The sequence below is a fragment of the Tessaracoccus sp. MC1679 genome (assembly GCF_014164775.1).
Taxonomy (GTDB): Bacteria; Actinomycetota; Actinomycetes; order Propionibacteriales; family Propionibacteriaceae; genus Arachnia.
This window is the reverse complement of sequence record NZ_JACJGB010000007.1, coordinates 183,405-199,883: the sequence shown is the minus strand read 5'-3', so window position 1 is coordinate 199,883 and position 16,479 is coordinate 183,405. Positions and strand designations below refer to the sequence as shown.

Genomic DNA, 16,479 nt, shown 5'->3' with positions numbered 1-16,479 from the left:
CCTGATCTCCGCCAGGAGCACACTACGATGGTGGCGGCTGACCGCCCCCGTGAAGGAGAAGCATGCCCACCGTGCACGACGTCATCATCATCGGCTCCGGCCCCGCCGGCTACACCGCGGCCATCTACGCCGCCCGCGCCAACCTCAAGCCGGTGATCTTCGAGGGATCGTTCGAGGGGGGCGGCGCCCTCATGAACACCACCGAGGTGGAGAACTTCCCCGGCTTCGCCGAGGGCATCATGGGCCCGGACCTCATGGACCAGATGCGCAGGCAGGCCGAGCGCTTCGGCGCCATCCTCATCACCGACGACGCCACCGCAGTGGACCTCACCGGCGAGATCAAGATCGTCAAGGACTCCGAGGACACCGAGTACCACGCCAAGTCCGTCATCCTCGCGATGGGATCGGGCTACCGCAAGCTCGGCCTCCCCGACGAGGAGCGCCTGTCCGGCCGCGGCGTGTCCTGGTGCGCCACCTGCGACGGCGCCTTCTTCCGCGACAAGCCCATCGCCGTGATCGGCGGCGGTGACTCCGCCGTCGAGGAGGCCACGTTCCTCAGCCGCTTCGGCTCCAAGGTGGTCATCGTCCACCGTCGCGACGAACTGCGCGCCTCCAAGATCATGGTGGATCGCGCCATGCGTGACCCCAAGATCGAGTTCGCCTGGAACTCGGTGGTCGAGACCATCAACGGCACGAAGTCCGTCGAATCCATCACCCTCAAGGACACCCACACGGGCGAGCTGCGGGACCTCGACGTCCAGGGCGTGTTCATCGCCATCGGCCACGACCCCCGCTCGGCCCTCGTCAAGGACCAGGTGCACACCGATGCCGAGGGCTACGTACTGGTGGACGGACGCACCACCGCCACCAACGTTGCAGGCGTCTTCGCCTGCGGCGACCTCGTGGACCACACCTACCGGCAGGCCATCACCGCGGCGGGGACCGGCTGCGCGGCGGCACTCGACGCCGAGAAGTACCTGCAGGCGCTCGAGGACTGATCCCGGTCCCGCGGGGCCGGGCGCATAGACTCTGTTGACCTATCCCATTCTTGAGAGGCAGCACCATGGCAGTCACCGACGTGACGGAGAAGACCTTCGTCGACGAGGTCCTCATGGCAGACACGCTCGTCGTGGTGGACTACTGGGCGGACTGGTGCGCGCCGTGCAGGCAGATCGCACCCATCGTCGAGGAGCTCTCGAAGGAGTACGGCAACGTGAAGTTCGTGAAAGTGGACACCAACACCAACCCGGGCCTCGCCGCCGAGCAGGGCGTCCTCAGCCTCCCCACACTGCAATTCTTCCAGGGCGGGCGCGTCGCCAAGTCACTGACGGGCGGGAAAACCAAGGGCGCCCTGAAGAAGGCCATCGACGAGTTGCTCTGATGAGCAGCAGCCCAACCCCCACCCGCGCCGCCTGGACGGCCGTCTCCGACGACACCACACAGCCGCCCGCCCCCTGGTGGCAACGGCTGTTGGGGCCGGCCATCGCCGCCGCCCTCGTGGTGGCTGGCGGGCTCATCGGCGCGGGTTTGGGCGGGGCGACCGGCAGCTCGCAGTCTCCCACCCACGCTCCGTCACCGACGCTCATCATGGACCCGCCGGTCCAGGTGGGAGATCTCGTCCGGGGAGACGTCACCGCGAGCGATGGCCCGGCACCTGAGAATCAGCGCATCGTCCGGGCGGACTACTCCGACGGCGTCAACAAGGTGATCTTCGTGATGACCTGGCCTCAGGAGGATGCGGCCACCTACGTGGCGGACGCCGGCGTCGAGGACGCCTCTGCGGTGGGAGGCGGCGGGACGCTGTGCGGATTGTCGGTGGACACGTCGCTTCCCGCGTGTGGGCGGGTGACGGAGGAGACGGGCCTGCTCCTTCTCGCCGTCACCGAGCACGCCACGGAGGACCTGGCGGCGCTGCTGACTGAGTTCGAGACGGCGGTCACACCCTGATGTCCTGCGGCCAGTCTGGCCGGACCGGATAGGGTGGGCGCAGGCTCAACGCGTGTCGCCAACGGCGGCCGCGTCCCGAACGCAAGGTAAGACAACGTGAGCGAGCACTCGAGGCACGACACCCGGCTGGACCGGTTCGTCGACAGCTACTCCCAGCGCACCAACGGCATGCGGGTCTCCGCCGTCAGGGCACTGTTCGCCGTGGCCAACCGCCCCGAGATCGTCTCCCTCGCCGGCGGCATGCCCAACATCAAGGACCTGCCGCTGGCGGACATCGCGGCGTCCATGGCGCACATGATCAGCACCAACGGCACCCAGGTGATGCAGTACGGCTCCGGCCAGGGCGAGCCGGTGCTCCGCGAGCAGATCCTCGACGTCATGGCGCTCGAGGGCATCACCGCGCACGCCGACGACTTGGTCATCACCGCCGGCTCACAACAGGGCCTTGACCTCGTCACGCGCATCTTCTGCGATCCAGGCGACGTGGTGCTGGCGGAGTCGCCGTCGTACGTGGGCGCGCTAGGCACCTTCCTCAGCTACCAGACCGAGGTGGTGCACGTCTCCTCAGATGACGACGGACTGGACCCGGCGGCGCTCCGGGAGACGGCGGCTCGGCTGAAGAAGGCGGGGAAGCGGATCAAGTTCCTCTACACCATCCCCAACTTCAACAACCCGTCGGGCAAGACCCAGCCCTGGCAGCGTCGCCTCGAGATCCTGTCCGTGTGCGCGGAGGCGGGCATCCTCGTCGTCGAGGACAACCCCTACGGGCTGCTCAACCTGGACGCCGAGCCGCTGCCCGCGATGCGCTCGGTGGACGCCGACGTGATCTATCTGGGCTCGTTCTCCAAGACGTTCGCCCCCGGGTTCCGTGTCGGATGGGTGCTGGCGCCGCACGCCGTCCGCGAGAAGTTGGTGCTGGCCCAGGAGTCGGCCACGCTCTGCCCGCCCGTGTTCAGCCAGTTCGCCATCTCCACCTACCTGTCCACCCAGGACTGGAAGGGGCAGGTGGGGATCTACCGCAATATGTACCGCGAGCGCCGCGACGCCATGCTCCACAGCCTCGCCGAGGAGATGCCCGACGGCGCCACCTGGACGCGCCCGGCCGGCGGGTTCTTCGTGTGGGTCACTCTCCCCGAAGGCCTGGACTCGCAGGCCATGCTGCCCCGCGGGGTCAACGCGCGCGTCGCGTTCGTGCCCGGCAGCGCGTTCTACGCCGACGGCCAGGGCGCGCGCAACGTGCGGTTGTCGTTCTGCTTCCCGCCGCCGGACCGGATCAAGACCGGTGTGCAGCGCTTCGCCGACGTCGTGCGGCGCGAGCTCGAAGTGATGACCACCTTCGGGATCGAGGCCTCCCCCATTGACCGGCGCCGCCCTTCCGGGCCCGGCCCAGACCTCAGCTGACAAGGAGTTATCCATGACGATCATCGTGATTGCCGGTGGGTTGAGCCACGAGCGCGACGTGTCGCTGCGGTCCGGCCGACGGGTCGCCCAGGCCCTGCGCGACGTGGGCCGCGAGGTGATCGAGGCCGACGTCAACGCAGACCTCATCCCGCTGGTGCGACGCACCCCGGACGCCGTCGTCGTCCCGATGCTGCACGGCGGCCTCGGCGAGGACGGGGCGCTGCGCGAGGTGTTCGAAGTGCTGAACGTCCCCTTCGTCGGCCCGGCCGGTGCGTCCTCGAGGCTCACGTTCGACAAGTCCATCGCCACCTCCGTGGTGCGCGGCGCGGGGCTGGCCGCCCCGAAGCAGATCGCACTCCCCCACGACATCTTCCGCGAGCTCGGCGCCCCCGCGCTCATGGAGGGCATCGGGGCGCAGCTCGGCTACCCGCTGATGGTCAAGCCGTCGAGGAGCGGATCCGCGCTCGGCGTGACGAAGGTCGACGATGCGTCGGATCTCCCGGCCGCCCTGGTCGCGGCCTACGCCTACGGTGCGGTGGCCGTCATCGAGTCGTTCCTGACGGGCACCGAGATCGCCGTGACCGTGCTCGACGAGGGTGACGGCCCCGTCGCCATGCCTGCCGTCGAGATCAGGCCCCAGTCCGGGGTCTACGACTACGAATCCCGCTACACCGCCGGCGCCACCCGCTTCGTCACCCCCGCCGAACTGGACGACGACGTGCTCGCGGCGGCCGGTGAGCTCGCGGTCTCCGTCCATCGGGCACTCGGGCTCAGGCACCTGTCGCGGGTGGACATGATCGTCGAGCGGTCCGGGAGGCCCGTCTTCTTCGAGGGCAACGTCGCGCCAGGCATGACGGAGACGTCGCTGGCACCCCTGGCGTTCGAGGCCGCCGGCCGGGAATTGGGCGAGGTGTTCGCCACACTGGTGGACCTCGCCCGCGGCTGAGTGGCGGTAGACGTGAGGGTGCGCGCGAAGCAGGCCGTCGCGGTGACGGCGGGGCTCGTCGTCGCCGCCGTGATGCTGACGCTCGGGCTGTGGCAGATGTCGTCCTACGAGGAATCGACGCGCGACGTGTCGGCCGAGCGTGCGGCTCTGGAGCCGGTTGCGCTGGCTGAGAGTGTCGCGGAGAGCGGGGAGATCGACGACGTGTACGGCCGACAGGTCACCCTCACCGGGGCCTACACCACCGATGAGGTGCTGGTCGGAGAGCAGTGGCCGCTGCGTGTGGTCACTGCGTTCGAGATGGACGACGGCCGGCACGTCGCGGTGGTGCGCGGGATCGTCGAACAGGGAGCCGTGGCCCCCGCCGCACCGAGCGGTGAACAGGACGTGGCCGGGGTGTTCCTGTCGTCAGACCTGCCGGCTGAGAGTGTCGCGGTGGGGGCGGATATTGGGTCGCTGAGGGTGCAGGCGCTGGCTCAGGGGTGGCCGTCGCCCTTGATCGGGGGCTACGTGACGCTCCCCGCGGAGGCGTCGACGGCGCAGGGGCTGAGCGCGGCGCCGCTGGTGCTCCCCGAGGCGGAGGGGTCGGCGACGCATCGCGGGTATGCGCTGCAGTGGTGGGTGTTCGCGGCTGGTGCGGTGGCGTTCGGGATCTACGTCGCCCGCGGCTTCGGGAGGGACGCCGCTCACGCCAAACGACTTGCCTCAGCTGATGAGGTGCAGCAACCGCTCCCTGAGGAGGGCCGCCCCCTAGCCGCTCCCTGAGGAGGGCCGCCCGCGAAGCGGCGTGGCCTGTCTCGAAGGGTCGTGACTACAACCTTCACGCAGATCTCGTTGTCGGTGCGGGGAGACGTGAGTCGAGGCCCGGGCGGCCGCTATCCATGGCTTTGCTGACCGTCGCTGGTCACACTGTGGCCGAGTGGTGGAGGCCGCCCGGGCCTCGTCTCCCGTCTCCCCGCACTCGGTCCTCCTGTGGCGTTGTCTCGTCCCGGGTGCGGGCCGGCAGGGCGGCGTGGGGGTCAGGTCAGCTCGAGCGGGATGCCAGTTGGTGATCCTCGGGTTGGGCACCGCTGCGCAGTGCCGCCCTGCCGTCCCCCACCCTCGCTGTCAGGTCCGAGTTCTCGACCCTTCGAGACTCCCGCGGTCGCTTCGCGACGCGGAACCATCAGGGACCGAAGTAGGACCCCGCGAAACGGCGTGGCCCAGATGCCTATCTCACTCGGTCTCGCTGGCCGCGATCGTTGCCCGGACGTTCTTCGTGGCGAAGTGTTCAGCGACGAAGGACAGGAACGGCACCGTCCCCGCGGCCATGATGACCAGGAACCACTTGATGGACCACTTCACCCGGCGACCGAGGTCGTAGGCCGTAATGAGGAGCACCATGTACAGCCAGCCGTGCGGCATCCCTGTCCACACCACCACCCGGCCGTCTCTCCAGATGTACTTCAGGGGCAAGCCCACGCACACCAGCACGACGAGGAGCACGCCGACGACATAGGCCATGATGCGGTAGCGCAGCAGGGCGGACCTGATGGCGGGGATGTCGCTTGGGGCGACGGTCGCGGCGTTGGTCGCGGTAGTCATGTCAGTTCCTCGTTAACTCTATCTATGGTTTTGTCGCTATATTGCTTTATTGCTAGACGCGTTTAGCGTTAGAGCGTCCTGCCGTCCAGCACTGCGACGATGCGGTCCAGGTCGTCACCGCTGGCGAACTCAATGGTGATGCGGCCCTTGTTCCGTCCGATGTTCACCTTGACCCGAGTGTCGAAATGATCACTCAGGTGAGTGGCCAGTTCCCGCTCCCGCTCGGAGGGGATCCTCGGGGTCCGCGCGACGCTGGAGCGGTGGGCACTCCCCCGCCCCAGCGCGACGATCTCCTCGGTGGACCGGACCGACAGCCCCTCGGCGATGATCCTCTCACTCAGTTCCTCCTGGGCGTTCGCGTCGGGAAGGCCGAGGAGGGCGCGCGCATGGCCCGCGGACAGGACGCCCGCCGCGACCTTCGTCTGCACCCGCGTTGGCAGGTTGAGCAGACGCAACGTGTTGGAAACCTGTGGGCGGGACCGGTGGATCCGTTGGGCGAGGTCCTCCTTCGTGCACTCGAAGTCACGGAGCAGCTGGGAGTACGCGTTCGCCTCCTCGATGGGGTTCAGGTTGGCCCGGTGAAGGTTCTCCAGGAGGGCGTCGCGCAGGAGGGCGGTGTCGTCGGTCCCTCGGATGATGGCGGGGATGGTCTCCCGGCCGGCGAGCTGACTGGCACGGAGACGTCGCTCCCCCATCACCAACTCGTAGGCGTCATCGCCGCGGCGACGCACAACAACCGGTTGCAGGACACCGAACTCGGCGATCGAGTCAGCCAGCTCGTTGAGGTCGTCCTCGTCGAAGACCGTGCGCGGCTGATGGGGATTCGGGGAGATCTGCTGGAGTGGCAGGTCGGCGAACGTGGAGCCGTCGCTGAGTTGTTCGGCCTTGTCGTCGTCGGTTCGGGCGAACAGGTCCCCAAGGCCTTGGCCGAGGCCGCTCTTCTTCAGTACAGCCATCATTCCTCCACCTTCTGGGCGCGCTCAGCCATCTCGCGTGCGGCGGCCGTATACGCGAGTGCGCCCGGAGATTTGGGCTGGTAGTTCAGGACGGTCTGCTGGTAGCTGGGGGCTTCAGCGATGCGCACGGAGCGCGGGATCTCCTGGGTCAGCGTCTGGTCCGGGAAGTGCTTGCGAACCTCGTCGGCCACTTCCCGCGACAGATTCGTCCGTGCGTCATACATGGTGAGGAGGATGGTGCTCAGCTCTAGATCGTCGTTGAGGTTGCCCTTGACCCGTGCGATGGTGCGCATCAACTGGGTGACGCCCTCGAGTGCGTAGTACTCGGTCTGGATGGGCACGAGGATCTCGTTGGCAGCCACGAGGGCGTTCAATGTGAGCAGTCCCAGCGACGGCGGGCAATCGAAGAAGATGTAGTCCACGCCAGACTCGTCCACGTACTGCTTGATGGCATCACGCATCCGGTGCTCACGGCCGCGGAGATTCACAAGTTCGAGTTCCGCCGCCGCGAGATCGATGGCGGCAGGAAGTACATGCAGATTTGGCGAGTGCGGAGACGGCTGGGCGTGTTCGATGATGCCGACGCCTTCGAGGAGAACCTCGTAGGTACCCTTCGTACCGGGGCTGTGCTTGATGCCAAGGGCGGTGGAGGCGTTGCCCTGGGGGTCGTTGTCGACGACGAGCACATTGAGACCGCCCAAGGCCATTGCATGAGCGATGTTCACTGTCGTGGTCGTTTTCCCCACGCCGCCCTTTTGATTGGCGACCACTACGATGCGTGGGCTCGCAGGCCGGGGGAGAGTCGCGGCGGGGGAGTCGAAGTCGACCATCTCATCGCCGTACTCGGATTCGACGCTGGCCTCGGCATCGCGAGCGGCTCGTCTGGGGTGCAACCCCGTTTCACGTGAAACGTTGCTGTGTTGCTTCCACAGCTCGTCATCATTCGCTTGCTGCGCCTTGCGCTTGCGGAAGAACAACGCCATCCGGGGCCTCCTTGGTGTCCGCGATGACTCTACCCAACTCGGGTGGCGGACCGCGAAGTGTGAGCGCCGCGTTTCACGTGAAACGCTCCTTCGCCATTCCGGCGCGTCCCGCACAGCCCGACGGGCCACCGTTGGTTGAGCCAGCCGCGGCGCGAAGCGAACGCAGCTGCGTCGAAACCCACGGCACCCGCAGAGTCCCGCAGCTAGTTATCCCTGAAGACCGGTCGGTTTCGACGCGGGCTGCGCCGCTTCGCGGCTGGGCTCCGCTCAACCAGCGGGGCACGGGTGGGCCCCTCCGCCAGCCTGACTCTTCGCGGACACAATGTACTCACCCAAGGAGGCGGTGCGACTCGGCGCGGCTCGGCACAAGTCAACGCGGGCCGCGCCGCGCCTTACTATGCCCGGTCCGGTTGCCCGCCACCGCGGTGAGCCAGCCGCGGCGCGAAGCGCCCGCTGCTGCGTCGAAACCCAGGGGACCCGGTGCAGAGTCCCGCAGGTGGTTCTCCCTGAAGACCGACGTCGGTTTCGACGCGGGCTGCGCCGCTTCGCGGCTCGGCCCGGCTCAACCAGCGGGGGGTGTAGCTTCGTCCGGCGCGCAGGCGCTGCCGCTAAAGTCCTGTGGGGTCGCGACCGCACGGACGAGGGTCTGGCTCGCCATTACCTCTGGCTCGCCGTTACCGCTGGTTGGGCCAGCCGCGGCGCGAAGCGCCCGCTGCTGCGTCGAAACCCTTGGCACCCGGTGCAGAGTCCCGCAGGTAGTTCTACCTGAAGACCGACGTCGGTTTCGACGCGGGCTGCGCCGCTTCGCGGCTAGGGCCGGCTCAACCAGCGGGGGAACGAGGCCCGGCTCAACCAGCGGAAAGCGGCTTCGTCCGGCGGGACCGTTGCGGCCGCAAGTCCAGTGGGATCGGGAGCGGCACCGGCCTGCCCGTCCTGCTACATCTACGCCAACGCCCCTCTCACCGGCCAGGGACACAGCCCCTGGCAGAAGGGAGTCGCTCGTCGTGGCGGTTCTGCGTCGTGATGCCCAACCCGAGGATCACTCAGCCGGCATCCCGCTCAGGGAGTCCCAACCCCGGCGCCGCCATGACGATCGGCTCCCGGACCCAGGCAAGGCCACGCTGGGAGCCGGCTGTGAGGCGTGACCCGCTCTCCGGGCGGCCCTCAAAAGCGCCGCAGGCCCCGACCCATGCTCGACCGGGGCGAATGACAGGACAGGCCCACGAGGGGCCGCCCGGAGAGCGGGTCACGCCTCACAGCCCTGAGAACCCAGCTCGAGTTGGAGACGCGGGTGTCAGCTGACGCGGATCGCCCTCGCGCCTTCAACGCCCGGGGCCACACTCAACTCCAGCACCTCTGCTTTGAGTCCCGCTCGCACCAAGGTGGGCCTGGCATCACGGATCTCCTGCTCGGCCGACTCTCCCTTGAGGGCCAGCAGTTGGCCACCGTCGGCGAACAGGGGAGTGGTCCACCCGAGTAGCTTCGTCAGCGGCGCAACGGCGCGACAGACGACGACGTCATAGCGGCGCTTCGTGTCCTCGGCCCGCGCCCGCAGAACCTCCACCCGGTCCTCCAGCCCCAGCTCCTCAACTGCCAGCGTCAGGAAGTTGGCCCGGCGCAACAACGGCTCAATGAGCGTGACCCTGAGGTCCGGCCGGGTGATGGCGACTGGGATCCCGGGGAGGCCGGCCCCGCTGCCCACGTCCGCCACCTCCACTCCCTGCGGGATGGCGTCGTCGAGGGCCACCGAGTTGGCGATGTGGCGCTGCCACAGCTTGTCGCCCTCCCGGGGCCCGAGCAGTCCCCATTCGATCCCGCGCGAAGCCAATATATCGACATATCGGCTTAACTCTTCAGCGCTTCGGCGATGAAACTCTAAGAGTGCCGCTCGAGCCGTCAGCTCCGGGGACTGCTCGTCGGTCACTTCGCGCTGACCACAACCCGGCGGTTCGGGGGCTCGCCCTCCGACTCGCTGAGCAGCCCGGCGGTGGCGACCTCGTCGTGGACGATCTTGCGCTCATAGGCATTGAGCGCGGCCATCCGCACCGGATCACCAGACTCCTGCACCTCGGCAATGGCGTCCTTCGCCATGGCAACCAGTTCGGCCCGACGCCGCGCGCGGTACCCCGCCACGTCAACCATCAGCCTGGAGCGGTGCCCGGTCTCCGTCATCACGACGAGACGGGCCAGCTCCTGCAGGGCGTCCAGGACCTCGCCGTCCTTACCCACGAGCCGATCCGATTCGGTGTCGATCACGACGAACGCGCGACCGTCCTGGACGGAGTTCTCGATGTCGCCGTCGAGATCGGCGATGTCCAGGAGCTCTTCGAAGTAGTCGGCAACCAGGTCGCCCTCCGCCAACAGGGCGGCTTCGGTTTCATTGTTCGACACGGAAAGTGTCCTCTCCTCATGCCCGGTGGGGGCGGTGTGTGGTTGGGTGTCGGGGCCCTGCTCGGAGGGCTGGCTCACTTCTTCTTCCGAGCGGAGCGCGGCGCCTGCTTCGGCTGCTGCCGGACGACGACGGGCTTGCCGTCCTCGGAGGTGCGGACGGTCTGGCGCGTCACCTGCTGACGGGTCACCCTCGTCGGCTGCTCCGCGACCTCAGCGCCCTCCGTGACCTCAGCGCCATCGCCACCCTCCGCCGCCGGGGCCTGGGCAACCGGGCGCGCCACGGGGCGTGAGCCGGCAGCGCCGTTGCCGGTCTTGCCGCGGCGCTTCTCCGCACGGGCGATCATGATGCCCTGCGGATCCTTGCCCTTGGCCAGCATCCGCTCCTCCCACTCGATGAACGCAGGAGTGTTGGGCGCGGGATTGTTGCGGATGAGGAGACCCTGCTGGCCCATGGTCCACAGGTTCGAGGTGAGCCAGTAGATGAGCACGCCGATGGGGATGACCACAGACGAGGCGGCGTAGATGACGGGGAAGAGGTACAGCATCATCTTCTGCTGCTGGGCCATCGGGCCGGTGAGGGACTCCGGGGGGAGATTCTTGCGCATCAACTGGAGCTGCGTGACGAAGAACACCGCGACCATCGCCACCACCAGCACGATGCCCACGGCCTGGGTGGGGCCGAACGAGGTCATCGGGAAGATGCGGTCCGCCAGGCGGGCGCCGAAGATCTCGGCGTTCTGCAGCGACGACACCAGGTCCGGGTTGATCTTGAAGAAGTGGCCGCGGACGTTGCCGGAGGACACTCCTTCGAGCACGCGGAACAGCGCGAGGAAGATGGGCATCTGGAGGAGCAGCGGCAGGCAGGAGGCGGTGGGGCTGACCCCCTCCTCCTTGTACATCTTCATGGTCTCCTGGCCGAGTCGCTCCCGGTCATGGCCATGCTTCTTCTGCAGCTCCGCCATCTTCGGCTGAAGCATCTGCATGCTGCGCGCGGAGTTGATCTGCTTCACGAACAGCGGAATGAGGAGGGTTCGGATCACCACCGTGAGGCTGATGATGGCCAAAGTCCAGTTCCAGCCCGATTCGGCGCCGAACAGCGGCGTGTACAGCCAGTGGAAGAACACCACGAGGCCGGACACCGCCCAGTACAGCGGCTGCATCATCGCCGACAGCACCCCGTAGAAGCTGTCCCAGATGTTCAGCGTCACCAGTAGATCGACCACTTAAGCCACCTCAGTCTTCGGTTGGGACTTGGTGTCCCGTGATTCGTTGGAATTCTCTTCTGCCCAGGCCGCCGCTTCCGGCGTGCCGGGCACATAGTCGACGCCGCCCGCCGCCCAAGGATGGCAGCGCACGAGCCGTCGGCCGGTGAGCCAGACGCCCTTGACGGCGCCATGGGTTTCGAGCGCCGTCAGCCCGTAGCTGGAGCACGACGGATGGTACTTGCACACGTCCCCGTAGGAGGGGGAGATGACCGCGCGCCAGGCTTTGACGAACCAGATCAGCGGATACTTCAGCACTTCGCCGCCTTCCGGAACGCGCGCCGCCAGGCGTCTGCGAGGTCCTCGCCCAGCCGATCCGTCGCGACGGCGGCATCGGGCAGGGCCCGCACCACCACATCTGCCACGACCGGGGCCTCCAGTCCGACGACGAGGTGCCGCAGCCGCCGCTTGACGCGGTTGCGGGTCACGGCGTTGCCCACCTTCTTGGAGACGACAAAACCCACCCGGCTGACGTCGGGTGGATTCTGGGTGGTGGGGCGCAACACGTGCACCACGACTGTCGGGCTGGCTGCCCTGGAGCCGTGCCGGACGGTGACACCGAAGTCACTGGGCTTCGTGAGCCGACGAGGACCTGGCAGCACCGACGTCCGGACCTAGGCCGACAGCTCGGTCCGGCCCTTGCCACGACGGGCCGACAGGATGGCGCGACCCGCGCGGGTGCGCATGCGGGCGCGGAAGCCATGGGTGCGGCTGCGACGGCGGTTGCTCGGTTGGAACGTGCGCTTAGTCATGGGAATACTCGCTCAGTGTCGTTGGTGTACAACTGCCCTGGTGGGCAGGGGGAAGTGACCGCCTCAATGGCGACTGGTCAACGATACGTGGCAACAGGCCCTGGGACCAAACCGCGCCCACGCAGCCGCACAACTAAGCAAATGACAGCCGTGTAGTCCAGCGTGGCACCGGCGTGTCGCGGAAATCGCCTTGCGTGTGGGGCCCGACGGGACTAACTTCGTTGTCCTGCCTTCCAGCTTATCCACAGGTGAGCCCCGGTCGGCTGTACCGCTAGGGTGAGTTATCCCCCTTGTGGACAACCTTGTGGACGAATGAGAAGGCGGAGCGAACCGCCGGGAAGTGGGTGAGGTGAGCGAATCACCGACGCCGGACCTGGCAGCCCTGTGGAACGAGGTCATCGCCTCCGCCGATGCCCCCACGAAGGCGTGGCTGCGCCGCACCAAGCCCCTGGACATGCACGGAAGCACGCTGATGCTCGCGGTCGGCGACGAAACCACGCGCGAACGCCTCGAGACCCGCCTCCGCCCCCAGATCGAGGAGCGCTTGAGCGACATCTGTGGTCAGAGCACCCACCTCGCGGTGATGATCAATCCACAGATGGTGCAGGAGGCCGACGCGTGGACCTCGACGGCGCCGGACGTCCATGAGGACGAGGAGCCACGGCGTGCGGCGCCACGTTCGCGCCCCCAGGACGTCCGGCTCAACCCGCGCTACACCTTCGAGTCGTTCGTCGCCGGCTCGTCCAACCGCTTCGCGCACGCCGCGGCGGCCGCCGTCGCCGAGACTCCCGGCAAGTCGTACAACCCGCTCATGATCTACGGCCCCTCCGGGCTCGGCAAGACCCACCTGCTGCACGCCATCGGCCACTACGTGACCAACTACTACGAGCAGCTGCGCGTGAAGTACGTCTCCACCGAGGAGCTCACCAACGACTTCATCAACGCCATCTCCTCGAACCGCACGGCCGAGTTCCGCAGCTCCTACCGCGACGTCGACGTGCTGCTGGTCGACGACATCCAGTTCCTGGAGTCCAAGATCCAGACCCAGGAGGAGTTTTTCCACACCTTCAACACGCTCCACAACGCGCAGAAGCAGATCGTGATGACCTCCGATCGCCCGCCGAAGCTGCTCGAGGCGTTGGAGCCCAGGCTGCGGTCGCGGTTCGAGTGGGGCCTGATGACCGACATCCAGCCGCCTGACCTCGAGACCCGCATCGCCATCCTGCGGAAGAAGGTGGCCCAGCAGCGGTTGACCGCAGGCACCCAGGTGCTGGAGCTCATCGCCTCGCGGATCCCCACCAACATCCGCGAGTTGGAGGGGGCCCTGACGAGGGTCGCGGCGCTGGCCAGCCTCAACCAGCAGGAGATCACGCTCCCGCTCGCCGAGCAGGTGCTCAACGACCTGATGCCCGACGACGCCGCCCCCGTCGATGCGCAGACCATCATGGACGCGGCCGCCAGGTACTTCTCCATCTCACTGGAGGACCTCACCGGCAGCAGCCGGGTGGCGACCATCGCGGGGGCACGCCAGATCGCGATGTACCTCTGCCGCGAACTCACCGACATGTCGCTGCCGAAGATCGGGCACCGGTTCGGCGGCCGCGACCACTCGACGGTCCTGCATGCCGTGCGCAAGATCAACGAGAAGATCGGCAAGGACCGCGTGCTGTTCAACCAGGTGACCGAGCTCACCAACCAGATCAAGCAGTCCTGAACGCCTCGCCCGCCGCCCTCACCCCGTCGTCGGGGCCGCGTCAGCGTGCCACTGGTTGTGTGGATCAGCTCGCCGCGTGACAATGGAACCTCGGCGGGGTAACCCGTGCTGTTCGAGTGCTATCACTTCCTATACCCATGGGGGTATATACTCGGACCATGATTGAAGAGGTTGATCCCATGCAGCTGGACCCAGAGCAGATGGTGTCGGTGGTCAAGCGGCTCAAGCGTGCCCAAGGGCAGCTGGGCGGGATCATCAAGATGATCGAGGACGGCCGCAACTGCGACGAGATCGTCACGCAGCTCGCCGCCGTCTCCAAGGCCGTGGACCGAGCCGGCTTCTCCACCATCTCGATCGGCCTGCGCCAGTGCATGGAGCAGCCGGATCCGGACCCGCTGGACCAGGCCAAGATGGAGAAGCTGTTCCTGAGCCTCGCCTGAGGCCGAGCGCCTGAGGACAGCCCCGAGCACGACGAAGGGGCCCTCACCACCGCGGTGGCGAGGGCCCCTTCGTCGTTTCCTTGTGCACGACACGCCGCCCGAGACGCCCACCGTTGCCCCATCGGGGCTAGGGGAGGCACTCAGGCGGCGTGTCGTGCACGGGGAGAGCGGGGGGTGGGGGTCAGTGAAGCGTGATCCCCGAGCCCGCCTTCCACGTCGTGTAGCCGCCGTCGAGGTTGAGCAGCGTCCGGCCGGAGGACCTCAGCGCCGCCAGCGCCGCGTGGCTGCGGATGCCGACCCCACAGTGGAGGACCAGTGGGGCGTCGCCGTCGGGGATCTCGTCCAGCCGGTCCCGCAGCTCGTCGACGGGGATGTTGATCGCGCCAGGGATGGCGCCGGCCGCGAACTCCCCGGGGGTCCGCACATCGACGACGACGGCGCCGGCGTTCTGCGCCTCCGCCACCTCGTGCCACTGGATGCTGTCCTCCCAGCCGCTGAGCCGGTTCTCGGCGATGAAGCCGAGCATGTTGATGGCGTCCTTGCCGGAGCCGAACTGCGGCGCATAGGCAAGCTCGAGTTCCGCCAGGTCGTCGGCCCGGAGACCGCCTGCCATCGCGGTGGCGATCACGTCCATCCGCTTGTCCACGCCCTCCTTGCCGACACCCTGGGCGCCCAGAATCTGGCCGGTTTCGGGGTCCACGAGTAGCTTCAGAGCCATCGTCGTGGCGCCGGGGTAGTAGGTGGCGTGCGAAGCGGGGTGGGTGTGGATGGCCAGGTAGTGGCGCCCCGCGTCCCGGAGCCGCTTCTCGTTCCACCCGGTGGCAGCCACCTGGAGGCCGAGGAGTCCGACGATGGCCGTGCCGCGCACGGGACGGGCGGCCCGCCCGCGACCCGCGATGTCGTCCCCGACCCGCCGGCCCTGCAGGTTGGCCGTGTTGGCCAGGGGCACCAGCACCGATTCGTCGCTGAGCGCGTCCACCTTCTCGACGGCGTCGCCCACGGCATAGATGGAGGGGTCGTTGGTGAGCTGGCGATCGTCGACCAGCAGGCCGCCACGGGGACCGATCCGCAGGCCCGCGGCCTTGGCCAGCTCGGTGTCCGGGCGCACCCCGATGGCCGCGACCACCACATCGGCCGGCAGCACCGACCCATCGGCCAGCGTCACGTCCTTCTCACCGATGGCGATGACGCCGGAGCCGAGTCTGAGATCGATGCCGGCGTCGCGCATCACCGCGTGCACAGGGACGACCATCTCGGGATCCAGCGGGGCCATCACCTGGGGGAGCGCCTCGACGACGGCGACCTGCATCCCGCGGTGCAGCAGGTTCTCGGCCACCTCGAGCCCGACGAAGCCGCCGCCCACGACGACCGCCGTACGCGCCCCGTCGACGGCCGCGATCATCCGGTCCGTGTCCTCCACGTTGCGCAAGGGCAGCGCGCGGCCGATGCCGGGGATGGGGGGCATGAGGGGCCTGGCGCCGGGGGAGAGGACCAGCTTGTCGTAGGTGAGGGTCTCCTCGCGGCCCGTGGCCACGTCGCGCACCACGACCTCCTTGGCCTGACGGTTGATCTGCACCGCCTCGGTGCCCACGCGCACGTCCAGCCGGAACCTGTTGTACAGGGACTCCGGGGTCTGCAGCAGCAGCGCCGAACGGTCCTCGATCACTCCGCCCACGTGATAGGGAAGGCCGCAGTTGGCGAAGGACACATAGCCGCTCCGCTCCACCACGATGATCTCCGCGGACTCATCGAGGCGACGCAGACGCGCCGCCGCACTCATCCCACCAGCAACTCCACCAATGACTACAACTCTCATGTTTGGAAATCCTATACCCCTGGGGGTATGGTTGGCGAACCGGGGTGACCCGAGACAGCAATCCAAAAGGAGATCAACATGTGCAGTCCCGTCAAGTGCCGTCAGTGCGGCAAGACCACCTGGGCCGGATGCGGCAACCACGTGGAGGCCGTCAAGCGTTCCGTGCCGGCCGGCCAGTGGTGCGGCGGTCACCAGAACACCCAGACCCCCTCGTCGGGCGGCGGCATCTTCGGCCGTCTCATGGGCCGCTGACCCTGCGGACAACCGTGTGAGAGCGGCCGGGTCCTGGC

At 67.8% G+C, this 16,479-nt stretch carries 19 protein-coding genes; 9 read left to right on the top strand and 10 right to left on the bottom strand.

Annotated elements, in window-relative coordinates; translation table 11 throughout:
* The first annotated feature begins 62 nt into the window (after positions 1-62).
* The 6 genes from trxB (at position 63) to H5398_RS13215 (ending at position 5,056) form a co-directional block, all read left to right on the top strand.
* Positions 63-998 carry a thioredoxin-disulfide reductase gene (gene trxB / locus H5398_RS13240; protein ID WP_182781109.1) on the top strand — a complete coding sequence of 312 codons (936 nt, stop codon included), beginning with the start codon at positions 63-65 and terminating at the stop codon, positions 996-998.
* Positions 999-1,063: 65 nt separating this feature from the next.
* Entirely contained in the window at positions 1,064-1,381 is a 318-nt protein-coding gene (gene trxA, locus H5398_RS13235) for a thioredoxin (RefSeq protein WP_182781110.1), read from the top strand.
* Positions 1,381-1,947, top strand: a complete 567-nt coding sequence (locus tag H5398_RS13230; RefSeq protein WP_182781111.1) for a hypothetical protein — start codon at positions 1,381-1,383, stop codon at positions 1,945-1,947. Before trxA ends, H5398_RS13230 begins: the two co-directional genes overlap by 1 nt.
* Positions 1,948-2,043: 96 nt before the next feature.
* Entirely contained in the window at positions 2,044-3,348 is a 1,305-nt protein-coding gene (locus H5398_RS13225) for a PLP-dependent aminotransferase family protein (RefSeq protein ID WP_370586126.1), read from the top strand.
* A 13-nt stretch (positions 3,349-3,361) separates the two neighbouring features.
* Positions 3,362-4,294, top strand: coding sequence for a D-alanine--D-alanine ligase (locus H5398_RS13220; protein ID WP_182800311.1), 933 nt, complete (start codon positions 3,362-3,364; stop codon positions 4,292-4,294).
* Between the two features lie 18 nt (positions 4,295-4,312).
* Positions 4,313-5,056: an SURF1 family protein gene (locus tag H5398_RS13215; RefSeq protein WP_182800310.1), complete on the top strand. Its 744-nt coding sequence runs from the start codon at positions 4,313-4,315 to the stop codon at positions 5,054-5,056.
* Between the two features lie 450 nt (positions 5,057-5,506).
* On the opposite strand, the gene H5398_RS13210 is transcribed toward H5398_RS13215, so the two are convergent.
* The 9 genes from H5398_RS13210 to rpmH all read right to left on the bottom strand — a co-directional run bounded on the left by H5398_RS13210 (position 5,507) and on the right by rpmH (position 12,219).
* The gene (locus tag H5398_RS13210; protein ID WP_182800309.1) at positions 5,507-5,875 is read right to left on the bottom strand and encodes a DUF3817 domain-containing protein; all 369 of its coding nucleotides are present in this window, start codon (positions 5,873-5,875) and stop codon (positions 5,507-5,509) included.
* A 68-nt stretch (positions 5,876-5,943) separates the two neighbouring features.
* Positions 5,944-6,834, bottom strand: coding sequence for a ParB/RepB/Spo0J family partition protein (locus tag H5398_RS13205; protein WP_370585653.1), 891 nt, complete (start codon positions 6,832-6,834; stop codon positions 5,944-5,946).
* Positions 6,831-7,661, bottom strand: a complete 831-nt coding sequence (locus H5398_RS13200) for a ParA family protein (RefSeq protein WP_255421977.1) — start codon at positions 7,659-7,661, stop codon at positions 6,831-6,833. The genes H5398_RS13205 and H5398_RS13200 overlap by 4 nt, the downstream gene beginning before the upstream one ends.
* A gap of 1,447 nt (positions 7,662-9,108) precedes the next feature.
* Positions 9,109-9,714: a 16S rRNA (guanine(527)-N(7))-methyltransferase RsmG gene (gene rsmG, locus H5398_RS13195; RefSeq protein ID WP_182800354.1), complete on the bottom strand. Its 606-nt coding sequence runs from the start codon at positions 9,712-9,714 to the stop codon at positions 9,109-9,111.
* A 20-nt stretch (positions 9,715-9,734) separates the two neighbouring features.
* Complete coding sequence (locus tag H5398_RS13190; RefSeq protein WP_370585654.1) at positions 9,735-10,205, bottom strand: protein jag; 471 nt, start codon at positions 10,203-10,205, stop codon at positions 9,735-9,737.
* Between the two features lie 74 nt (positions 10,206-10,279).
* Positions 10,280-11,428, bottom strand: a complete 1,149-nt coding sequence (yidC, locus tag H5398_RS13185; RefSeq protein WP_182781117.1) for a membrane protein insertase YidC — start codon at positions 11,426-11,428, stop codon at positions 10,280-10,282.
* Positions 11,429-11,725: a membrane protein insertion efficiency factor YidD gene (yidD, locus tag H5398_RS13180; RefSeq protein WP_370585655.1), complete on the bottom strand. Its 297-nt coding sequence runs from the start codon at positions 11,723-11,725 to the stop codon at positions 11,429-11,431.
* Positions 11,719-12,069, bottom strand: a complete 351-nt coding sequence (gene rnpA / locus H5398_RS13175; protein WP_182781118.1) for a ribonuclease P protein component — start codon at positions 12,067-12,069, stop codon at positions 11,719-11,721. The genes yidD and rnpA overlap by 7 nt, the downstream gene beginning before the upstream one ends.
* Positions 12,070-12,081: 12 nt before the next feature.
* A complete protein-coding gene (rpmH, locus tag H5398_RS13170; protein WP_182781119.1) occupies positions 12,082-12,219 on the bottom strand; it encodes a 50S ribosomal protein L34 in 138 nt (45 codons plus the stop codon).
* A gap of 340 nt (positions 12,220-12,559) precedes the next feature.
* Here rpmH and dnaA point away from each other — a divergent pair, with 340 nt between their 5' ends.
* Together dnaA and H5398_RS13160 are read left to right on the top strand one after the other, a co-directional pair.
* Positions 12,560-13,933, top strand: coding sequence for a chromosomal replication initiator protein DnaA (gene dnaA, locus H5398_RS13165; protein ID WP_182781120.1), 1,374 nt, complete (start codon positions 12,560-12,562; stop codon positions 13,931-13,933).
* Positions 13,934-14,112: 179 nt separating this feature from the next.
* Positions 14,113-14,373, top strand: coding sequence for a metal-sensitive transcriptional regulator (locus H5398_RS13160; RefSeq protein ID WP_182781880.1), 261 nt, complete (start codon positions 14,113-14,115; stop codon positions 14,371-14,373).
* 181 nt (positions 14,374-14,554) lie between these two features.
* Here the strand turns inward: H5398_RS13160 and H5398_RS13155 are convergent, their stop codons facing one another.
* The gene (locus tag H5398_RS13155) at positions 14,555-16,189 is read right to left on the bottom strand and encodes an FAD-dependent oxidoreductase (RefSeq protein WP_182781121.1); all 1,635 of its coding nucleotides are present in this window, start codon (positions 16,187-16,189) and stop codon (positions 14,555-14,557) included.
* 78 nt (positions 16,190-16,267) lie between these two features.
* On the opposite strand from H5398_RS13155, the gene H5398_RS13150 reads away from it, so the two are divergent.
* Positions 16,268-16,441 carry a hypothetical protein gene (locus H5398_RS13150; RefSeq protein WP_182781122.1) on the top strand — a complete coding sequence of 58 codons (174 nt, stop codon included), beginning with the start codon at positions 16,268-16,270 and terminating at the stop codon, positions 16,439-16,441.
* Positions 16,442-16,479 lie beyond the last annotated feature (38 nt).

What these genes read in the sequence shown, in the direction of transcription:
- H5398_RS13205 (WP_370585653.1), bottom strand. Translation starts at nt 6,834, where the DNA reads ATGATGGCTGTACTGAAGAAGAGCGGCCTCGGCCAAGGCCTTGGGGAC.
- H5398_RS13160 (WP_182781880.1), top strand. Translation starts at nt 14,113, where the DNA reads ATGCAGCTGGACCCAGAGCAGATGGTGTCGGTGGTCAAGCGGCTCAAG.
- H5398_RS13150 (WP_182781122.1), top strand. Translation starts at nt 16,268, where the DNA reads ATGTGCAGTCCCGTCAAGTGCCGTCAGTGCGGCAAGACCACCTGGGCC.
- rpmH (WP_182781119.1), bottom strand. Translation starts at nt 12,219, where the DNA reads ATGACTAAGCGCACGTTCCAACCGAGCAACCGCCGTCGCAGCCGCACC.
- H5398_RS13210 (WP_182800309.1), bottom strand. Translation starts at nt 5,875, where the DNA reads ATGACTACCGCGACCAACGCCGCGACCGTCGCCCCAAGCGACATCCCC.
- H5398_RS13200 (WP_255421977.1), bottom strand. Translation starts at nt 7,661, where the DNA reads ATGGTCGACTTCGACTCCCCCGCCGCGACTCTCCCCCGGCCTGCGAGC.
- trxB (WP_182781109.1), top strand. Translation starts at nt 63, where the DNA reads ATGCCCACCGTGCACGACGTCATCATCATCGGCTCCGGCCCCGCCGGC.
- H5398_RS13230 (WP_182781111.1), top strand. Translation starts at nt 1,381, where the DNA reads ATGAGCAGCAGCCCAACCCCCACCCGCGCCGCCTGGACGGCCGTCTCC.
- H5398_RS13155 (WP_182781121.1), bottom strand. Translation starts at nt 16,189, where the DNA reads ATGAGAGTTGTAGTCATTGGTGGAGTTGCTGGTGGGATGAGTGCGGCG.
- H5398_RS13220 (WP_182800311.1), top strand. Translation starts at nt 3,362, where the DNA reads ATGACGATCATCGTGATTGCCGGTGGGTTGAGCCACGAGCGCGACGTG.
- trxA (WP_182781110.1), top strand. Translation starts at nt 1,064, where the DNA reads ATGGCAGTCACCGACGTGACGGAGAAGACCTTCGTCGACGAGGTCCTC.